This is a genomic window from Streptomyces sp. NPDC047982, assembly GCF_043204165.1.
GTDB lineage: Bacteria > Actinomycetota > Actinomycetes > Streptomycetales > Streptomycetaceae > Streptomyces.
This window is the reverse complement of sequence record NZ_JBIDBS010000012.1, coordinates 182,552-200,560: the sequence shown is the minus strand read 5'-3', so window position 1 is coordinate 200,560 and position 18,009 is coordinate 182,552. Positions and strand designations below refer to the sequence as shown.

Below are 18,009 nucleotides of genomic sequence, written 5' to 3'. Positions count from 1 at the left end.
ACAATCCTGGCCATATTCAGACAACTCCGTCCACCGGTACCCTCCTCCGGCGCTTGACGGCCCGTCTGCCGAACCGGTGCACCCGCTTTTCGTCCGCACGCTCCCGCCGCTCCGTGGCCGCGTACCCTTGCGCGGATGAACGCCACCGACCGCACCCCCGCCGACCTGCTGCGTTCCGCGCTCGCCGCGGACCCGGCCCGCCCCTTGGTCACCTTCTACGACGACGCCACCGGAGAACGGGTGGAACTGTCGGTGGCCACCTTCGCCAATTGGGTGGCCAAGACCGCCAACCTGCTCCAGGGCGACCTCGCCGCCGAGCCCGGCGACCGGCTCGCCCTGCTGCTGCCCGCACACTGGCAGTCGGCGGTGTGGCTGCTCGCCTGCTCCTCGGTCGGCGTGATCGCCGATGTGCAGGGCGACCCGGCCGGCGCCGATCTCGTCGTCAGCGGCCCGGACACGCTGGAGGCCGCGCGCGCCTGCTCCGGCGAGCGGGTGGCGCTGGCGCTGCGCCCGCTGGGCGGCAGGTTCCCGCAGACCCCCGAGGGGTTCGCGGACTACGCGGCCGAGGTGCCGGGCCAGGGCGACCGGTTCGCCCCGTTCGTGCCCGTGGACCCGCAGGCCCCCGCGCTGGCGGTGGGCGGCGTAGAGCTGACGGCCTCGCAGTTGGTGGCGCGGGCCCGCGAGGACGCGGCCGGTCTCGGCCTGACCGCCGGGTCGCGGCTGCTGACCGGTCGTCCGTACGACAGCTGGGAGGGGCTGAGCGCGGGGCTGTTCGCCCCGCTGGCCGCAGGCGGCTCCGTGGTGCTGTGCCGCCACCTGGAGCAGTTGGGTGACGACGGCCTGGCGAAGCGCGTCGAGAGCGAGCGGGTCACCACCACCGTGGTATGACAAGAGCCCTGATAGTCACTCATCCGGCCCATACCGGGCCGAGTCCTCAGGACTACTCGTCAACTCCGGTACATGATCGGCGGACGGACCACTCGGGACACAACCAAGCGTGAGGTTCAGCCGTCTACTCCTGCGACCGGCGGCCCAGCGCGCCGCCGACCGTGAAGGATGGACGCAGACGTGAGCGAAAGCGCCGGCCCGCCGGGCGACTCCGGCGGCTCGGGGACGGGCCGGAAGGACGGCCCGGGGGCGGGCCAGGACGCCGACGGTCCGGGGGCGGGCGCGGACGGCGGCGGATCGGCGGCGGGCCCGGGCACACCGCGCGGACGCCGCTGGCCGCGCTGGACCGCGCTCGGCGTCTCGCTCGTCGTGCTGGCCGCCGCGGGCGTCGGCTCGTGGCTGTACCGGAAGCTCGACGCCAACATCAGGACGGACACCTCGGCCGCGGCCGAGCTGCGCGCGTACGAGCGGGAGCGGCCCGCCCTCGTGGTGCGCGACGCGGAGAACATCCTGCTCATCGGCTCCGACACCCGGGCCGGCGACAACCGCGCGTACGGCCGTGACGAGGGCGGCAGCCAGCGCTCGGACACCGCGATCCTGCTGCACCTGGCCGCGGACCGGGAGAGCGTCACCGCGATGTCCCTGCCGCGCGACCTGATGGTGGAGATCCCGGTGTGCCACAAGCCGGGCGGCGCGGCCACGAAGAAGCAGTTCGCCCAGTTCAACTGGGCCTATCAGCTCGGCGGCACCGCCTGCACCATCCGCACGGTCGAGAAGCTGACCGGCATCCGGATCGACCACCAGATGGTCGTCGACTTCAACGGGTTCAAGGACATGGTCGACGCGGTCGGCGGGGTCGAGATCTGCCTGAAGCAGCCGGTCGACGACCCGGACGCCCGGCTGAAGCTCCCCGCCGGACGCCAGGAGCTCGACGGCGAGCAGGCGCTGGGGTACGTACGGGCCCGCAAGTCCATCGGCGACGGCAGCGACACCGAACGGATGGACCGCCAGCAGCAGTTCCTGGGCGCGCTGGTGAACAAGGTGCGGAGCGAGGGCGTCCTGCTCAACCCGACGCGCCTGTACCCGGTGCTGGACGCGGCCACGAAGTCGCTGACCACGGACCCGGGACTGGACAGCCTCAAGGACCTGTACGGCCTGGTGCGCGAACTGCGCGACGTACCGACCGACAGCGTGCAGTTCCTGACCGTGCCCCGGCAGCCGTACGGCCCCGACCCGAACCGGGACGAACTCGTCCAGCCCGACGCGAAGCGGCTCTTCGACCGACTGCGCGCGGACGCCCCGGTCACGGTGGTCCCGGCGGACCGGCTCGGGAGTGACGACAGGAAGAACAACGGGAAAAACATTGCCTCTGCCGATACTCCGGGCGCCGCGGACCCGAACCCCACACCCACCTATTCGGGCAACAACGCGGCCGCGGACCCGTGCCGGCAGTAAAGCAATTCCCAAACAGAAGCCGGTGATCGGCGTGTAATGACCAGAATGACCAGTTGTAAGGACCGTGGAATTTGTCACGCACGTCGCTCGACGTCGAACTGGGCCGATAGTGTGACGCGATCCGGTGCTTCCGGCCGTCAGGCCGCGCACTTCTGGAGCGAAAGATCGGGCGCCTGACCGGGGCAGGCGCCCCGCGTGGCACCGACGGAGGACTCAAACAACCGTGGATGCGCAAAGCCGTGGGCGGGCGGATGAATTCGACCCCGCAGACCAGTGGGTACTCAACCCGGACACCGGCGATTACGAACTGCGACTGAACAATTCCGGAGGGGATTCGGCCGCTGCTTCCCAGGCGACGCAGCCCCGCGTCCCCCGTCGCAGAGAAGCGGAACACGTTCGTGACACCGGCGGCCGGCGCGGGGAATCGGCCCGTGACGGCAAGCGTGAGGAATCGGCCCGTGACGTCGGCGCCCAGCGCCGGGGCACGGCCCGCGACGCGCAGGGGCGCGGCTCCTCCCCGCGCCGCGAGGTGCCCGAACAGCGCGGTCACCGTTCGGCGGGCGGCCCGCGGGGCAAGGGGGGTTCCGGCCAGGCCGAGGCGGCGGGCCGGCGCAGCCGCAAGGCGCCCAAGGCGCGCCGCAAGAAGGTGCTGCTGTGGACGGGCGGCACCCTGGCCTTCGTGCTGGTCGGTCTGTCGGTGGGCGGGTACGCGCTGTACCAGCACTTCGATGGCAACCTGAACACGGTCGACGTGGGCACGGCGGGCAACAAGAACGTCTTCGACAACGACGCCCCGATCAACATTCTGGTCATCGGGACCGACAAGCGCACCGGCAAGGGCAACGAGGGCTACGGCGACAAGGGCAGCGTGGGCCATGCCGACACCAACATCCTCTTCCACGTCTCCAAGGACCGCTCCAACGCGACGGCGCTCAGCATCCCGCGCGACATGATCGTCGACATCCCGGAGTGCAGGACCAAGCAGCCGGACGGCTCGGAGAAGGCCATCCAGGGGACGGCGGGCGTCCGCTTCAACCAGAGCCTCGGTCAGGAGGGGCGCGGCCCGGGCTGCACCATGCTCACGGTCGAGAAGCTGACCGGCCTGAAGGTCGACCACTTCATGATGGTCGACTTCAACGCGGTCAAGGAGCTGTCCACGGCGGTCGGCGGCGTCGAGGTCTGCCTGGCCAAACCGGTCAAGGACAAGGACTCGCACCTGGATCTGCCGGCGGGCGAGCACCGCATCCAGGGCGAGGACGCCCTGGCGTTCGTACGGACCCGGCACAGCTTCGGCAACGAGAGCGACCTGGACCGGATCAAGGCCCAGCAGCAGTTCCTCGCCTCGATGATCCGTCAGATGCAGTCGGACGACACCCTGACCAGCCCGACCAAGCTGTACAAGCTGGCGGACGCGGCGACCAAGGCACTCACCGTCGACTCCGGCATCGGCTCGGTGACGAAGCTGACGGAGCTGGCCCAGGAGCTCGGCAAGGTCGACACCAAGAACATCACCTTCGTGACGGTGCCGGTGAAGGACAACCCGGCCGAGAAGGTGCGGGCCACGGTCGTGCCGGACGAGGCCAAGGCCGACCCGCTGTTCGCCATGATGCGCGAGGACACCTCGCTGACCGAGGTCAACGCGCAGAAGAAGAAGGCGAAGAGCAAGCAGGACGCGCTCCTCAAGGGCCCCAGGGCCGCCGCGGCCGACGTACGCGTCGACGTGTACAACGGCGGCGAGATCGGCGGCGCCGCACAGACGACCGTCACATGGCTGCAGAACAGCCACGGCGTGCTCAAGTCGACCAACAAGGCCAACGCCCCGGCGAAGATCGCGAAGACGACGCTGGAGTACGCGCCCAACCAGGCGGACCAGGCCCGCGCCCTGGCCGACCTGATGGGCCTTCCCGCCTCCGCGCTGAAGCAGGGGACCACGGACGCCGAGGGGCTTCAGGCGATGGTCCTGACGCTGGGCGCCGACTTCAAGGGCGCGGGCATTCCCATCGCGGCACCGGCGAAGGCACCGGAAGGTGTCCAGCAGGCGAACGCCGCCAAGCCAGAGTGCGCCAAGTGACACCGGGTCACCGCGCCACACCACGAGTCTGAACAGCAGGGGGGTCCGGTGGGACGGAGCAGCACACCCGGTGAGGGGACACGACCACGTGTCCGCGACGCGGGCCAACTCGGCTGGGACGACGGCCTCTACGAGGACACGCCGCAGAAGCCGAAGCAAGGGCCGGACCCGGGCCCCGGCGCCCGGCGGCCCGCGCCGAAGGGCGCCGGTCACCGGGGCGGCGGGGCGAAGCAGCGCGGTGGCAAAGGCAAGGGCAAACGCCGGGTGCTGCGGTGGAGCGCCACGGTGCTCGCGCTGCTCATACTCGGCGGCGCCGGCGCCGGGTACTTCTACTACGAGCACCTCAACGGGAACCTCAAGAAGGAGGACCTGACGCTCGGCGACAAGAAGATGGCCGACCACAAGGCCAACGCCGCCGGGCAGACCCCGTTGAACATCCTGCTCATCGGCTCGGACGCGCGCGACTCCAAGAAGAACCAGAAGCTCGGCGGGGCCAAGGACACCTTCGGGGCGCCGCCCCTCGCGGACGTGCAGATGCTGGTCCATCTCTCCGCGGACCGCAGCAACATGTCGGTGATCAGCATGCCGCGCGACACGCTGCTCGAGATCCCGAAGTGCACCGACCCGAAGTCGGGGCGCGTCTACCCCGCCTCCGGCGGCCTGGAGATGACCAACCAGACGCTCGGCCGCGGTGGCCCCGGATGCACCGTGGCCACCTGGTACGAGCTCACCGGCATCACCATCGACCACTTCATGATGATCGATTTCGCCGGCGTGGTCTCGATGGCGGACGCGATAGGCGGCGTCCCCGTCTGCGTCAAGGACAACGTCTACTCCCACACGAGCGACGGCAAGGGCTCCGGGCTGAAGCTGGAGAAGGGCACCACCAAGATCAAGGGGAAGCAGGCCCTCCAGTGGCTGCGGACCCGTTACGGCTTCGAGGACGGCACGGACCTCGGCCGCACCCGTGCCCAGCACATGTACATGAACTCGATGGTCCGTGAGCTGCGCAAGGGCACCAAGCTCACCGACCCCGGCAAGCTGATGGACCTCGCCGAGGCGGCGACCGACGCGCTGACGGTCGACAAGGGCCTCAAGACGGTCAAGAAGCTGTACGACCTCGCGGAGGAGCTCCAGAAGGCTCCCACCGACCGCATCACCATGACGACGATGCCGAACGTCTACGGGACGGGCGTGAACCGGGAGCGGGTGCTCCCGAAGCCCGGTGACGCCGACCAGCTCTTCCAGATGGTCCGCGACGACATCCCGCTGGACGGCAAGGCGTCCAAGCGCAAGGCCGCCCCGGCCGCCAAGGAGCCCACGGCGCCCGTCGCCGAGATCCCGGTGACCGTCCGCAACGGGACCCGTACCGACACCCAGTACCCGGTCAGGGGCCGCGCCTCGGCGGTCAAGAAGCTGCTGACCGACAAGGGCTTCGCCTCGACCACCATCGACTCGCAGAACGCGCAGGCCGCGGCCCGGACCGAGGTGCTCTTCCCCAGCGTGGACATGGAGGGCAACGCCCAGGCCGTCGCCAAGGCGCTCGGCATCCCGTTGACCTCGGTGAAGCGGTCGACCGATGTCACGGGCATCACCCTGACCGTGGGGGCCGACTGGCGCGAGGACGGGGACTACGTCGTGCCCGCCAAGAAGGAGAAGACCCCGGAGAGCGCCCGCGCCCTGAACGGCAAGGACGAGGGGGCCTGCATGGACATCCAGCCGGGCTTCGGCTGGTAGCGGAAACGAGTCATGGGGCCCGCTGCCCTCCGGTGCGCCGGAGGGCAGCGGGCCCCGTGGCAGGTGCGGAAGGCTATGCCGTGACGGCCGGGCGGCGGCTGGCGATGACCTTCTTCGCCAGCGAGCGCGGGCTGGTCAGGAAGCCGTACCCCCACGACATGTGCATGGTCGCCAACGCCACCGGGATCTGGAGCCGCGCCTTCGGCGACAGGCCCTTGCCGGCCGGCACGGACCCGGCGACGATCGCCGCGACGTACCCGGCGGGCACGACGAAGGCCCACGGGGTGACGGCCGCACCGGCCACGAGGCCGGCGGCGATCGCGCAGACGGCGGTGGGCGGCGCCAGGTAGCGCAGGTTGATCGAGCCGGAGTGGTAGCGGGCGACGACGTGCCGCCAGCGGCCGTAGTCCTTGTACTGCTTGGCGAGCGCCCGGATCGAGGGCCGCGGCCGGTACTGCACCTTCAGCTCGGGCGAGAACCAGATCAGGCCGCCCGACTCGCGGATGCGGAAGTTCAGCTCCCAGTCCTGGGCGCGGATGAACTCCACGTTGTAGCCGCCCGCCTTCTCCAGCGCCTCGCGGCGGAACACCCCGAGGTACACGGTCTCGGCCGGGCCGGCCTGGCCTCCGGTGTGGAAGGCCGCGTTGCCGACGCCGATCCTCGACGTCATGGCCGCGGCGACCGCGTCCTCCCAGGCGTTCTCGCCCTCGGCGTGCATGATGCCGCCCACGTTCTGCGCGCCCGTCTCCTCCAGCAGCCGGACGGCCGTCGCGATGTAGTTCGGCGACAGCATCCCGTGCCCGTCGACCCGCACGACCACGGGGTGGCTGGACGCCTCGATCGCGGCGTTCAGGGCGGCCGGGGTGCGGCCGGACGGGTTCGGGACGGTGTGGACCCGGGGGTCCTCGCGCACCAGCTCCGCGGCGATCTCGTCCGTCCGGTCGGTGGAGGGGCCCAGCGCGATCACCACCTCCATCTCACCGGCGTACTCCTGCTCCAGAATGTGCCGGACGGAGTTCCTGAGATGACGTTCCTCATTGAGCACCGGCATGATCACGGAGACGGCGGGGTGCTGCGCGGCAGACATGGTGGTCCTCGGGTGGCGGGTGGTCCTCGGGGGCGCGAGGGGGTCGCACCCCACCAGGCAACGGTGTTCGGCCGCCACGTTACCGCTAATGGGGGACACGGACGCGCGCCGCCGGGTCGCTTCGCGGGCCGCAGATCATATGGGCCTACTGTGCGAACGGTCCCCTCGCACCGCGGAGGTTCCCCCGTGCCCGCACCGCACCCCTCCCCCCGCCGTTCCCCGCGTCCCCGCGCCGTCCCGCCGTCACGCAGACCGAGGAGACGGGGCGGGCGGCCAGGCTGGGGCATGCGGGTGGTGACCGGTCTCTCGGTGCTCGTCCTCGGCGCGGGGGGGATCGGCCACGCGGTGGTGACCGGCCTGGAGACCGGGATCGACCGGATCGACCCGTTCAAGGACATGAAGAACCGGCCCCGGGCCGGACACGGCACGAACCTGCTGCTGGTCGGCACCGACGGCCGCGACCGGATCACCCCGGAGGAGAAGAAGAAGTACCGGCTGGGCGGCGCCCCGTGCAACTGCACCGACACCCTGATGCTCGTCCATCTGTCGGCGGACAAGAAGCGCGCGAGCGTCGTGTCGCTCCCCCGCGACAGCTACGCCGAGATCCCCGAGCACAAGGACCCGACCACGGGAAAGACCCACTCCCCGCACCCGGCGAAGCTGAACGCCGCCTACGCCAAGGGCGGCCCGGGGCTGACCGTACGGACCGTGGAGCGCATGACGGGCGTCAAGATCGACCACTATCTGGAGGTCGACTTCACCAGCTTCATGAAGACCGTGGACACCCTGGGCGGGGTACGGATCTGCACGCCCCGGCCGCTGAAGGACTCGCACAGCGGTCTCGACCTCGCCGCGGGCACCCACGACCTGAACGGCGGGCAGGCGCTCCAGTTCGTACGGTCCCGGCATGTCGACGGAGCCTCCGACCTGGGCCGGATGCGGCGCCAGCAGAAGTTCCTCGCCGCACTGATCGAGCAGGCGACCAGCAGCGGTGTGCTGCTGAACCCGGTGAGGTTGCGGGACGCCTCCTCGACGATGCTGAACTCGGTCCGGGCCGACAAGGAGTTCGGTACGGAGCAGATGCTGGAACTCGGGCAGGCGATGCGCGGCTTCTCCCCCGCCTCGTCCGAGTTCGCCTCCGTGCCGCTGGAAAAAGTCGCCCATCCGGTCAAGGGCATCGGCTCCACGGTGAAGTGGGACGAGCGGAAGGCGGACAAGCTGTTCCAGGCCCTGCGCGACGACCAGCCGCTCGCCCCCGAGCGCCCGGACACGCCCGGGCCGAAGGCCGTACCGGTCGATGTCGCCCCCGAGCGGATCCGGGTCCAGGTCTACAACGGGACCACGAAGAACGGGCTCGGCAGAACGGTCGACGACGCGCTGCGCGCCACCGGTTTCGACACCTCGCGCACTCCGCTGAACGCGGACGCGCGCGACCTGCGGCGCACCCTCATCACCTACGACCCGCGCTGGGACCGGTCCGCGAAGTCCCTGGCCCAAGCCCTGCCGGGGGCCGAGCTGCGGGAGGTGACCCGACAGGGCCCCATGCTGAAGGTGACGGCGGGCGCGGACTTCGACGCGGTGCGGCCGGTACGGGCCGAGGAGACGAAGCAGGGAGAGTTCGGCACGGTCACGGGCGACCAGGTGACCTGCCCGTGACGTACGTGACGTCCATCGCCTCGAACGGATCGGGGCTCACTCGTCGATGCCGTCCGCGGCGCGCTTCTCGCGCAGCTCCTTGATCGCGCGGCGCCGGGCCAGACGGTGGGTGCGCCGGATCTGCGCCTCCTGGTAGCGCCTCTTGTCCCGCTCGGTCTCCGGTATGACGGGCGGCACGGGGCGCGGCCTGCCGTCCGCGTCCACCGCGGTGAACACCAGGTAGGCGCTGCCGACCTGCTGGGCGGGGGTGGATTCGTTCCACCGCTCGGCCATGACCCGGACGCCGACCTCCATCGAGGAACGGCCCGTCCAGTTCACCTGGGCACGGACGTGAACGAGGTCGCCCACGCGGACCGGCTCCAGGAACGCCATCTCGTCCATCGACGCCGTGACCGCGGGGCCGCCGGAATGTCGTCCGGCCACGGCGCCCGCCGCGTCGTCGACCAGTTTCATGATCACGCCGCCGTGCACCGTGCCCAGCAGGTTGGTGTCGTTGCCGGTCATGATGTGGCTGAGGGTGGTCCGGGACGCAGCGGTCGGCTTGCCCGGAATATCACCCTCCAGGCGAGGGGGCTGATCTGTCATACCATCCACCTTATGTGGGCTCTTCGGGTGGACGGCAATGCATCAGCTTCGCAACAGCACCGATGCGATTTTCCGTACACCCTGTAAGAGGAGTACACCCGGCCTGCACACTGGACCACATGAGTGATTGGCCCGAGGGCTGGACCGACGACAACCGCGGCGGCGACCGCCGCAACCGCTACGGGCAGGGAAGCGGAAGCGACCAGCCCGAAGGCGCCCGTGTGATGCGCCACGTCCAGCGGCGCCCCGCGCCGCCGCAGCAGCGTCCGGCACCACCCCGGCCCCGCCAGGCACCTCCGCAGTACGCCGGCGACCAGTACGCCGACGCCGCCGGGTACGACAACGGTTACAACACGGGCCAGGTCTACGGCGGCGGGCGGGGCGGTGGCCAGGGCAACGGCCCGGGTGCCGGCGGCCGGGGGAGCGGCGGGGACGCCTACGGGCGCCCGGCGCCCGACTGGGGCCGCCGCGTCAAGGTGGGCGCGCTGTCACTGGTCGTCGTGGTGCTCGCGGTCTCCATCGGCACGTACTTCTGGGCCGACTCCAAGCTCAACCGCGAGGTGGACCTCTCCAAGGTCATCGAGCGGCCGGAGGAGGGCGACGGCACCAACTACCTGATCGTCGGCTCCGACAGCCGCGCGGGCATGACGGACGAGGACAAGAAGCGGCTCCACACCGGCTCCGCCGAGGGCAAGCGGACCGACTCGATGATGATCCTGCACGACGGGTCCAACGGGCCGACGCTGATCTCACTGCCGCGTGACTCGAACGTCGAGATCCCCTCGTACAAGGGCTCCGACTCCGGCAAGCTCTACCCGGCCCGCGGCCGTTTCACCAAGCTGAACGCCGCGTACGCCGAGGACGGCCCCGAACTCCTCGTGCGCACCGTCGAGTTCAACACGGGCCTGCACATCGACCACTACGTCGAGATCGGCTTCGGCGGCTTCGCCAACATCGTCGACGCGATCGGCGGCGTGGAAATGGACATCCCCAAGGCGTTCAAGGACAAGAAGTCCGGCGCGGACTTCCAGGCCGGCAAGCAGACGCTGAACGGCGAGCAGTCCCTGGCCTTCGTCCGCACCCGGTACGCCTTCGCCGGCAGCGACCTGGACCGCACGAAGAACCAGCAGAAGTTCCTCGCGGCGCTCGCGAGCCAGACGGCGACCCCGTCCACGATCCTCAACCCGTTCAAGCTGTACCCGACGATGAACGCCGGCCTGGACACCCTGATCGTGGACGAGGACATGTCGATCTGGTCCCTGGGGCAGATGTTCTTCGCCATGAAGGGCGTCACGGGCGGCGACGGCACCTCGATGAACATGCCGATCTCCGGCACCTCCGGCGGCAACCTGGTCTGGGACAAGGCCAAGGTCAAGCAGCTCGTGGACCAGCTCAACAACGACGAGAAGGTCACCGTCTCCGACTGAGACAACCCCGTCTCCGGCTGAGCGGACGAGGGAAGCCGGGGGACCGGCGGAACCGAGCGGACCGCCCGAGCCGAACGGGGCCGAACGCCCCCGAGGCGCCCGGACATGAACGCGAACGGGCCCCGACGGCAGACCGGTTCGCCGGTTCGCCGCCGGGGCCCGGCCGTCTTCCCGCCACGGCCCGCGGTCTACTGGGAGTAGTCGATTTTGCCCCACTCATCCATGGAGGGGTGGATCTGGCTGGGTTCCTGGATGTCGATGTCCGAGCGCCGGGGCCCCTCCGGACCCGCGGGGCCGACCCGCATCATCCGCTCGATCCGCACGATCTGGAAGCAACGCCCGCGCACGTACAGCTCGTTGGGCCGCACCTGCCGCATGAACGCCTCGGCGGCCCGCGCGTACGCGGCGGTCTCCTGCTCGTCCGACTCCTTGATCAGCGGCCGGGCTTCCTTGAGGTAGTGGGCGAAGGAGCGCCGCGCGTCCTGCGGGGTCGGGTGCTGCCCCGAGGCCATCGACCAGGAGTGCTCCTTCTTCTCCATCACCCGGAAGGCGACCGGCAGCAGCACCAGGCCCGGGTGGGTCCGCAGCGCCCGCCGCGAATCGGCCAGCACATCGGGCGGGAAGCGGTCCGAGGTGTACTGGTACGGCAGCAGACCCATCCGGTCCAGCCCCTCCGTCAGCCCCACCGCCGCCGCGTGGTCGATGACGAAGCCCTTGGTGGTGGAGGGGGTGTGCGTCCGGAAGTCCCACCCCTCGCAGTCCACGTCCGTGGGCCTGGGCGGCTCCAGGCGCCCGCCCCCGATCCTGGCGAACTCGTCGGCACGCACGACGCGGTAACGCGTGTCGCCGACGGTCAGTTCGTTCACCGGCTCGGTCTCCAGCCGCGCCACCGCGTCCAGCAGGAGGCGCCGCTCACGGGGATCGTCCGTCTCGTCCTTGGCCTTGAACCAGAGGTGGGAGTTCAACTCGTCCCGGGCGTCCTGCGGGTAGCCGGTTTCCATGTCCGTCAGCAGCCGCCACCGCGGCCGCTCGCCCCGACGCTGCTCGGCGATGCCGAAGAGCGGCCCGCGGACCACGATCTTCCCGTACTCCCGGGACGCGGCGAAGGCGTCGGCCTCCGTGACCAGGGACACCGGATCGTCGCGGTGCTCCACGTTGATGACGAGGTTCTCCGGATGCTCCTGATAGTGATCAACCATGCACTCAGTGTGCCGAGTTCGTCGTCGCGAGGTGAGGAAAACGGGGGAACCCGACACGTCGGACGCACCGCCGCAGCGGAGCCCCGGCGCCGGCTCCGTGGGGAGAAACCGTCCTCGACGCGCACCAGCCGCACCAGGGCGCACCCGCCGACAGGGCTCATGACCATGGCCCCGGCGTGCGCCGGGGCCATGGTGTCCCGGGCAAGCCGGAACGGCCTTTCGGAGGCGTGTCGGCCCGCTACGGCAGGTTCCTCAGGAGAGGTTCCGATGCTTACCCACCCATGTGCCTCTCGTTCTCAGGCGCTCTGTGCGCGCCCTGGCGTCCTTCTTATGTGGATCGCAATACTTCCGTGGGTTCCCGCGCTTCCGGGGCTTCTCGGAGCTGTATAGCGGCTCTCCACAGCCGAGCCAGCGGCAGCGTTCCCAGACTTCCCGCTTCGGTTGCTCCTTACCCGACTTGTGAAATCCTCCCTCGGTCGCCAGCGCCGTTTCGGTGTCCTCAACATCAGCCCCGGGCTTATCTGCCATAAGTTCCGAAATCTCTCGCACCCCCTCCTGCGGGTCGTAGGAGGGCAGCACACAGAACAAGACCGCCTCATGCAGAGAATGCGCGCCCGCATGAGCCACGGCTATCCGGTCGTGCTCGGTCTCCTCACGGTGTGGCTGCCAGGCCGGGGGCCAGCCCTCCAAGGACACCTCCCCTGCCTTTGCTAGCAGTTCGTCAGCTCGCTTCTCCAGCTTCTTCCTGGCCTTCTCACGGGTGGGCGGGATTGTGTTAGCCACAGGGTCCTCTCAGCAAACAAAAGCCCCCGAGTTGCCTCGGGGGCGTTCACGTATTGCAGTTCTTCAGTTCTGGTTGTCCAGCCACTTTTCCAAGTCGACCGGTCGGCAACGGAGGGACTGGCCCACCTTGCGAAACGGGATCTGTTCGGCTTTCCAGTTTCCATACACCCAGGAGTGGGGCTTACTCAGGTAGTTGGCCACGTCGTCAACGGTCATCAGTCTGGCGTACGCCATTCATCCTCCCAGAAACAAGAAAGCCCCCGAAGACCCTCGGGGGCTCAATGTGTATGAAGCGTTATGCAGTTCAGCCTTCTTGGCTACCTGCTTCAGCCATTTCCTCAAGTAGTACTTTGGCCTTGCTCGTCAACTCTCCACCCGCCTTACCGGCAACTGTGGTCAGGAAGCCGTCCCTTCTGGCCCGCTTCAGGTGGTCCTTCACCGTCTCAGGTCGGCGGCCGATGAGCCGTGCCAGCCAAGGAATGGGCGCAGGAGCCCCAAAATCCGCCATGGCGGTGTACGTGGCAACAAGCAAGGCCAAGTACCGCTCTGAGACGCCTTCGCCCTCCAGGGCGAGCCCCGCCGCCTCTCCCATCTCATTCAGCTTCCCTGCCACCTCCTCCAACGTCCGCTGGGCTTCGGGAGCCTGCTTGGCCAGCACCAGGGCTGCGGCTACATCGAGCCTGCGCAGGACAGTGGTCGAGATACCCCGTGCCACCTCACGAGCAGGGGCATCTTCGGCCGGCTCGATGGTGATCCGCTGCGGTCCCCCGTTGATCGGCCCTACGGGCCACCACATGCGGACCACCCAGGCGCCTTGCTGCTGCGTGATCTCGAACCCGCTGTCATCCGCTTCCATATCGCTCAAGTTAGCACACCCAGGGGGTTCCACCCTGTGTTGACAACCCAGGGTGGTCAATGCGCAAACTTGAAACGCCGGGGAGTGACCGGCGCGACGGCGGGGCGGGCCCGTACGTCGGCAGCAGCAGGAGGGGGCCGCTTCAGTGGCAAGGGCATGGGTCGCGCGGTCAACGGACGACCCGAAGAAGTGGACAACGTACTGGTACGACCCGGACGGCAAACAACGGCAGAAGACGTTCGAGACCAAGAAGCGGGCTGACGACCAACGCAAGCGCAAGGAGCAGGAACTCTACGCCGGGACCTACCTGGACGACCGCTTGGGCAAGCAGCCCGTGACGGCCGTGTGGGAGCAGTGGACGAATCAAAGGAAGCTGGAGAACAGCACCAAGAAGCAGTACCGGTCGATCCTCAACACGACCATTGAGCCGTTCTTCAAGGCCCGTTCCATCGTGTCCCTGAAGGTCGCTGATGTTGAGCAGTGGCTCTTGTGGATGGAGCAGGACCGGAAGCTGTCCGCCCGCACACGGCGCCAGCGGTTCTCGTTCTTCTCCGGGGTGATGGACTGGGCTGTAGTCAACGAGATCATCGGCCGGAACCCGTGCAAGAAGGTCAAGGGCGCTGGCAGCCGCGCCAAGGAGATCCGGGAGCAGAAGAGCACCGCAAGGCGGCTCGCGACGCGGGAAGTTCTGGCGATGCTGGACGCCGCTCCTCCGCGATACCGCGCGATGCTGTGGCTCATGGCCGGGTGCGGCCTGCGGCTCGGTGAGGCCATGGCGGTGTCCCGCGATCAGATCGACTTCAAGGCCGAGACACTTCGCGTCGACTTCCAGATTGCCGAGGACGGAGACACCGCGTCGGGGAAGAACAGCGCGATCCAGCGTCGGCACATCAAGGCTCGTGACGAAGGCGAGCCAGGGCGTACCGTCCCCCTCCCGCCGAACGTCGCCTTCGAGCTGCGGCGGCACATCAAAAACCACGGCGTATGGGGGCCGGAGCGGCTTCTCTTCCCCAACGTGACGCGGACTGGCTACCTCTACGCGTCGTACTTCTACCCGAAGATCTGGATGGAGGCTCTGGGCAAGGGACAGGTGAAGTACTGCAAGGCGCACTCACTCCGGCACTACTACGGGTCGCGGCTGCTGTACGCCGGAGTCCCCGAGAACGACGTAGCCGACTGGATGGGCCACAGCAGTACGGACGTACTGAGGGAGCACTACCACTACATCTTCGAAGGAGCCGAGCAGCGCGGCCGGGCCGCCATCGCAACGATGTTGACGCCCGGCGCCGACGACCCCACGGAGGCGTCAGAGGTCGCCTGATCCGCATACGACCACAGCCCCCGGCGTCATGCCGGGGGCTGTGTTGTTTGTGCAGGTCAGTGGCTGTTTTCAGCCCGGCATCTGCCCAGGATTCCCCCAGCATGAGGCCCAGGAACGGCCCTGATCGGGCCGCAACGGGCAGAAAGCCAAGGAGTGTCCCTCCGGACCCTCGAAACAGCGTCTGACCTGCAAAAACCCTGCTAGGGAAGGTTCCTTGCCATCACGATTCGCTGGACTTGGTTCGTACCCTCATAAATCTGCGTGATCTTCGCGTCGCGCATCATCCGCTCCACCGGGTAGTCCCGCGTGTAGCCGTAGCCGCCGAGAAGCTGGACCGCGTCCGTGGTGATCTCCATGGCGACGTCGGAGGCGAAGCACTTGGCCGCGGCACCGAAGAAGGTGAGATCGCCGTCGACGCGCTCGGACTTGGCGGCGGCGGAGTAGGTGAGCTGGCGGGCCGCCTCCAGCTTCATGGCCATGTCGGCGAGCATGAACTGGACGCCCTGGAAGTCGGCGATGGGCTTGCCGAACTGCTTGCGCTCCTGGACGTAGCCCTTGGCGTAGTCGAGGGCGCCCTGGGCGATGCCGAGGGCCTGGGCCGCGATGGTGACACGGGTGTGGTCCAGGGTCTTCATCGCGGTGGCGAAGCCCGTGCCCTCCTCGCCGATGATGCGGTCGGCGGGGATGCGGACGTTGTCGAAGTAGACCTCGCGGGTCGGGGAGCCCTTGATGCCGAGCTTCTTCTCCGGGGCACCGAAGGAGACGCCCTCGTCCGACTTCTCGACGACGAAGGCGGAGATGCCCTTGGAGCGCTTGGTCGGGTCGGTGACGGCCATGACCGTGTAGTACTCGGAGACGCCCGCGTTGGTGATCCAGCGCTTCACGCCGTTGAGCACCCAGAAGTCGCCGTCGCGCACGGCGCGGGTCTTCATGCCGGCCGCGTCCGAACCCGCGTCGGGCTCGGAGAGGCAGTACGAGAACATGGCGTCGCCCTTGGCGAGCGCTCCCAGGTACTTCTTCTTCAGGTCCTCGGAGCCGGAGAGGATCACCGGGAGCGAGCCCAGCTTGTTCACGGCCGGGATGAGGGAGGAGGAGGCGCAGACACGGGCCACCTCCTCGATCACGATGACCGTGGCGAGGGCGTCGGCACCCGCGCCGCCGTACTCCTCCGGTACGTGCACGGCGTGCAGGTCCGCGCCGGTCAGGGCGTCCAGCGCCTCCTGCGGGAAGCGCGCCTCCTCGTCGACCGCCGCCGCGTACGGAGCGATCTTCGCCTCGGCGAGCGCACGCACCGTCTGGCGGAGCATCTCGTGTTCCTCGGCCGGACGGTACAGGTCGAAATCGGTCGAACCCGCCAAGACGCTCACTCCCCAAAGAAGCTAACTACCGTTAAGTAACCCAATTTTAGAGCGAGCCGCTCGCGTCGGCCTATGCCAAGCCCGCGTGAGCTTGGTGACAGGGGTCCCAAGAGCTGCACGGACGGCCGGAAACGGGGCCTGTGGGGGCACGACTATGCTCGTTCACCGCACGTTCCACCGCAGGTCCCGCCCGCACGTCTGCCCGCATCTCCCAGGAGCACCGCATGGCCCTCAGGATCACTGTGATCGGCACCGGATATCTCGGCGCCACCCACGCCGCGGCCATGGCGGAACTGGGCTTCGAGGTGCTCGGCCTCGACGTCGTGCCGGAGAAGATCGAGATGCTGGGCGCCGGCCGGGTCCCGATGTACGAGCCGGGGCTGGAGGAGCTGCTCCGCAAGCACGTCGCGGACATCGAGGGGTCCACGGGCCGGCTGCGGTTCACCACCTCGTGGGAGGACGTGGCGGAGTTCGGTGATGTGCACTTCGTGTGTGTGAACACTCCGCAGAAGCACGGCGAGTACGCCTGCGACATGAGCTATGTGGACAGCGCCTTCGAGTCGCTGGCCCCGCATCTGACCCGGCCCGCCCTGGTCGTCGGCAAGTCGACCGTGCCCGTGGGCTCGGCGGAACGGCTGGCGGCCCGGCTGGCGGAGCTGGCCCCGGCGGGCGCGGACGCCGAGCTGGCCTGGAATCCGGAGTTCCTGCGCGAGGGGTTCGCCGTGCAGGACACCCTGCACCCGGACCGGATCGTCGTCGGCGTGGCGAGCGAGCGGGCCGAGAAGCTGCTGCGCGAGGTGTACGCGGTGCCGCTCGCCGAGGGCTCGCCGTTCGTGGTGACGGACTTCCCGACCGCCGAACTCGTGAAGACCGCGGCCAACTCCTTCCTGGCCACGAAGATCTCGTTCATCAACGCCATGGCGGAGGTCTGCGAGGCCGCCGACGGCGACGTGAAGAAGCTGGCCGAGGCGATCGGGCACGACGAGCGGATCGGGTCCAAGTTCCTGCGGGCCGGGATCGGATTCGGCGGCGGCTGTCTGCCCAAGGACATCCGGGCGTTCATGGCACGCGCCGGTGAGCTGGGCGCGGACCAGGCGCTGACCTTCCTGCGCGAGGTCGACTCGATCAACATGCGACGCCGCGGTCACATGGTGGAGCTGGCCCGGGAGGCCGTGGGCGGCGACTCGTTCCTCGGCAGGCGGGTGGCGGTGCTGGGTGCCACGTTCAAGCCGGACTCGGACGACGTACGGGACTCACCGGCGCTGAACGTGGCCGGGCAGATCCACCTCCAGGGCGGCCAGGTCACGGTCTTCGACCCGAAGGGCATGGAGAACGCCCGGCGGCTCTTCCCCACCCTCGGTTACGCGGACTCGGCGCTGGACGCGGTGCGCGGCGCGGATGTGGTGCTGCATCTGACGGAGTGGCGGGAGTTCCGCGATCTGGACCCGGCGGCGCTCGGCGAGGTCGTGTCCCGCCGGATCATCCTGGACGGCCGCAACGCGCTCGACGGCGACCTGTGGCGCGGCGCCGGCTGGACGTACCGCGCGATGGGACGCCCCACGGCCTGACGGCCAGGTCGCCGGTCG

15 protein-coding genes are annotated in these 18,009 nt (G+C 69.0%); 8 read left to right on the top strand and 7 right to left on the bottom strand.

Annotated features, from left to right (window positions below; translation table 11 throughout):
- Window positions 1–135 precede the first annotated feature (135 nt).
- From ACGF2V_RS17355 to ACGF2V_RS17340, 4 genes are all read left to right on the top strand, one after another.
- Complete coding sequence (locus ACGF2V_RS17355; RefSeq protein ID WP_362618467.1) at window positions 136–888, top strand: TIGR03089 family protein; 753 nt, start codon at window positions 136–138, stop codon at window positions 886–888.
- A gap of 168 nt (window positions 889–1,056) precedes the next feature.
- On the top strand, window positions 1,057–2,343 hold the full coding sequence (locus tag ACGF2V_RS17350) for an LCP family protein (protein ID WP_362618465.1): 1,287 nt from the start codon (window positions 1,057–1,059) through the stop codon (window positions 2,341–2,343).
- A gap of 223 nt (window positions 2,344–2,566) precedes the next feature.
- Window positions 2,567–4,414, top strand: coding sequence for an LCP family protein (locus ACGF2V_RS17345; protein WP_362618462.1), 1,848 nt, complete (start codon window positions 2,567–2,569; stop codon window positions 4,412–4,414).
- A 264-nt stretch (window positions 4,415–4,678) separates the two neighbouring features.
- Window positions 4,679–6,151: an LCP family protein gene (locus tag ACGF2V_RS17340; RefSeq protein ID WP_392912535.1), complete on the top strand. Its 1,473-nt coding sequence runs from the start codon at window positions 4,679–4,681 to the stop codon at window positions 6,149–6,151.
- A gap of 73 nt (window positions 6,152–6,224) precedes the next feature.
- Here ACGF2V_RS17340 and ACGF2V_RS17335 read toward each other — a convergent pair whose 3' ends face one another.
- Window positions 6,225–7,238 carry a glycosyltransferase family 2 protein gene (locus ACGF2V_RS17335; RefSeq protein WP_362706624.1) on the bottom strand — a complete coding sequence of 338 codons (1,014 nt, stop codon included), beginning with the start codon at window positions 7,236–7,238 and terminating at the stop codon, window positions 6,225–6,227.
- Window positions 7,239–7,523: 285 nt separating this feature from the next.
- Between ACGF2V_RS17335 and ACGF2V_RS17330 the strand changes: the two genes are divergently transcribed.
- The gene (locus tag ACGF2V_RS17330; RefSeq protein ID WP_362706627.1) at window positions 7,524–8,894 is read left to right on the top strand and encodes an LCP family protein; all 1,371 of its coding nucleotides are present in this window, start codon (window positions 7,524–7,526) and stop codon (window positions 8,892–8,894) included.
- A gap of 36 nt (window positions 8,895–8,930) precedes the next feature.
- Here the strand turns inward: ACGF2V_RS17330 and ACGF2V_RS17325 are convergent, their stop codons facing one another.
- Window positions 8,931–9,479 carry an acyl-CoA thioesterase gene (locus ACGF2V_RS17325; protein ID WP_362618452.1) on the bottom strand — a complete coding sequence of 183 codons (549 nt, stop codon included), beginning with the start codon at window positions 9,477–9,479 and terminating at the stop codon, window positions 8,931–8,933.
- A gap of 119 nt (window positions 9,480–9,598) precedes the next feature.
- Between ACGF2V_RS17325 and ACGF2V_RS17320 the strand changes: the two genes are divergently transcribed.
- On the top strand, window positions 9,599–10,906 hold the full coding sequence (locus ACGF2V_RS17320) for an LCP family protein (protein WP_362618450.1): 1,308 nt from the start codon (window positions 9,599–9,601) through the stop codon (window positions 10,904–10,906).
- A gap of 188 nt (window positions 10,907–11,094) precedes the next feature.
- On the opposite strand, the gene ACGF2V_RS17315 is transcribed toward ACGF2V_RS17320, so the two are convergent.
- The 4 genes from ACGF2V_RS17315 to ACGF2V_RS17300 form a co-directional block, all read right to left on the bottom strand.
- The gene (locus ACGF2V_RS17315) at window positions 11,095–12,105 is read right to left on the bottom strand and encodes a DUF5954 family protein (RefSeq protein WP_362618447.1); all 1,011 of its coding nucleotides are present in this window, start codon (window positions 12,103–12,105) and stop codon (window positions 11,095–11,097) included.
- Between the two features lie 252 nt (window positions 12,106–12,357).
- Entirely contained in the window at window positions 12,358–12,888 is a 531-nt protein-coding gene (locus ACGF2V_RS17310; protein WP_362706630.1) for a hypothetical protein, read from the bottom strand.
- A gap of 63 nt (window positions 12,889–12,951) precedes the next feature.
- The gene (locus tag ACGF2V_RS17305; RefSeq protein WP_362618443.1) at window positions 12,952–13,104 is read right to left on the bottom strand and encodes a helix-turn-helix domain-containing protein; all 153 of its coding nucleotides are present in this window, start codon (window positions 13,102–13,104) and stop codon (window positions 12,952–12,954) included.
- 88 nt (window positions 13,105–13,192) lie between these two features.
- Complete coding sequence (locus ACGF2V_RS17300; protein ID WP_362618440.1) at window positions 13,193–13,744, bottom strand: hypothetical protein; 552 nt, start codon at window positions 13,742–13,744, stop codon at window positions 13,193–13,195.
- A 145-nt stretch (window positions 13,745–13,889) separates the two neighbouring features.
- Between ACGF2V_RS17300 and ACGF2V_RS17295 the strand changes: the two genes are divergently transcribed.
- Window positions 13,890–15,065 carry a site-specific integrase gene (locus ACGF2V_RS17295; RefSeq protein ID WP_362706633.1) on the top strand — a complete coding sequence of 392 codons (1,176 nt, stop codon included), beginning with the start codon at window positions 13,890–13,892 and terminating at the stop codon, window positions 15,063–15,065.
- Between the two features lie 200 nt (window positions 15,066–15,265).
- Here ACGF2V_RS17295 and ACGF2V_RS17290 read toward each other — a convergent pair whose 3' ends face one another.
- Window positions 15,266–16,423, bottom strand: a complete 1,158-nt coding sequence (locus ACGF2V_RS17290; RefSeq protein WP_362618436.1) for an acyl-CoA dehydrogenase family protein — start codon at window positions 16,421–16,423, stop codon at window positions 15,266–15,268.
- A gap of 224 nt (window positions 16,424–16,647) precedes the next feature.
- Between ACGF2V_RS17290 and ACGF2V_RS17285 the strand changes: the two genes are divergently transcribed.
- Complete coding sequence (locus tag ACGF2V_RS17285) at window positions 16,648–17,991, top strand: UDP-glucose/GDP-mannose dehydrogenase family protein (RefSeq protein WP_362706636.1); 1,344 nt, start codon at window positions 16,648–16,650, stop codon at window positions 17,989–17,991.
- The last annotated feature ends 18 nt before the right edge of the window (window positions 17,992–18,009 follow it).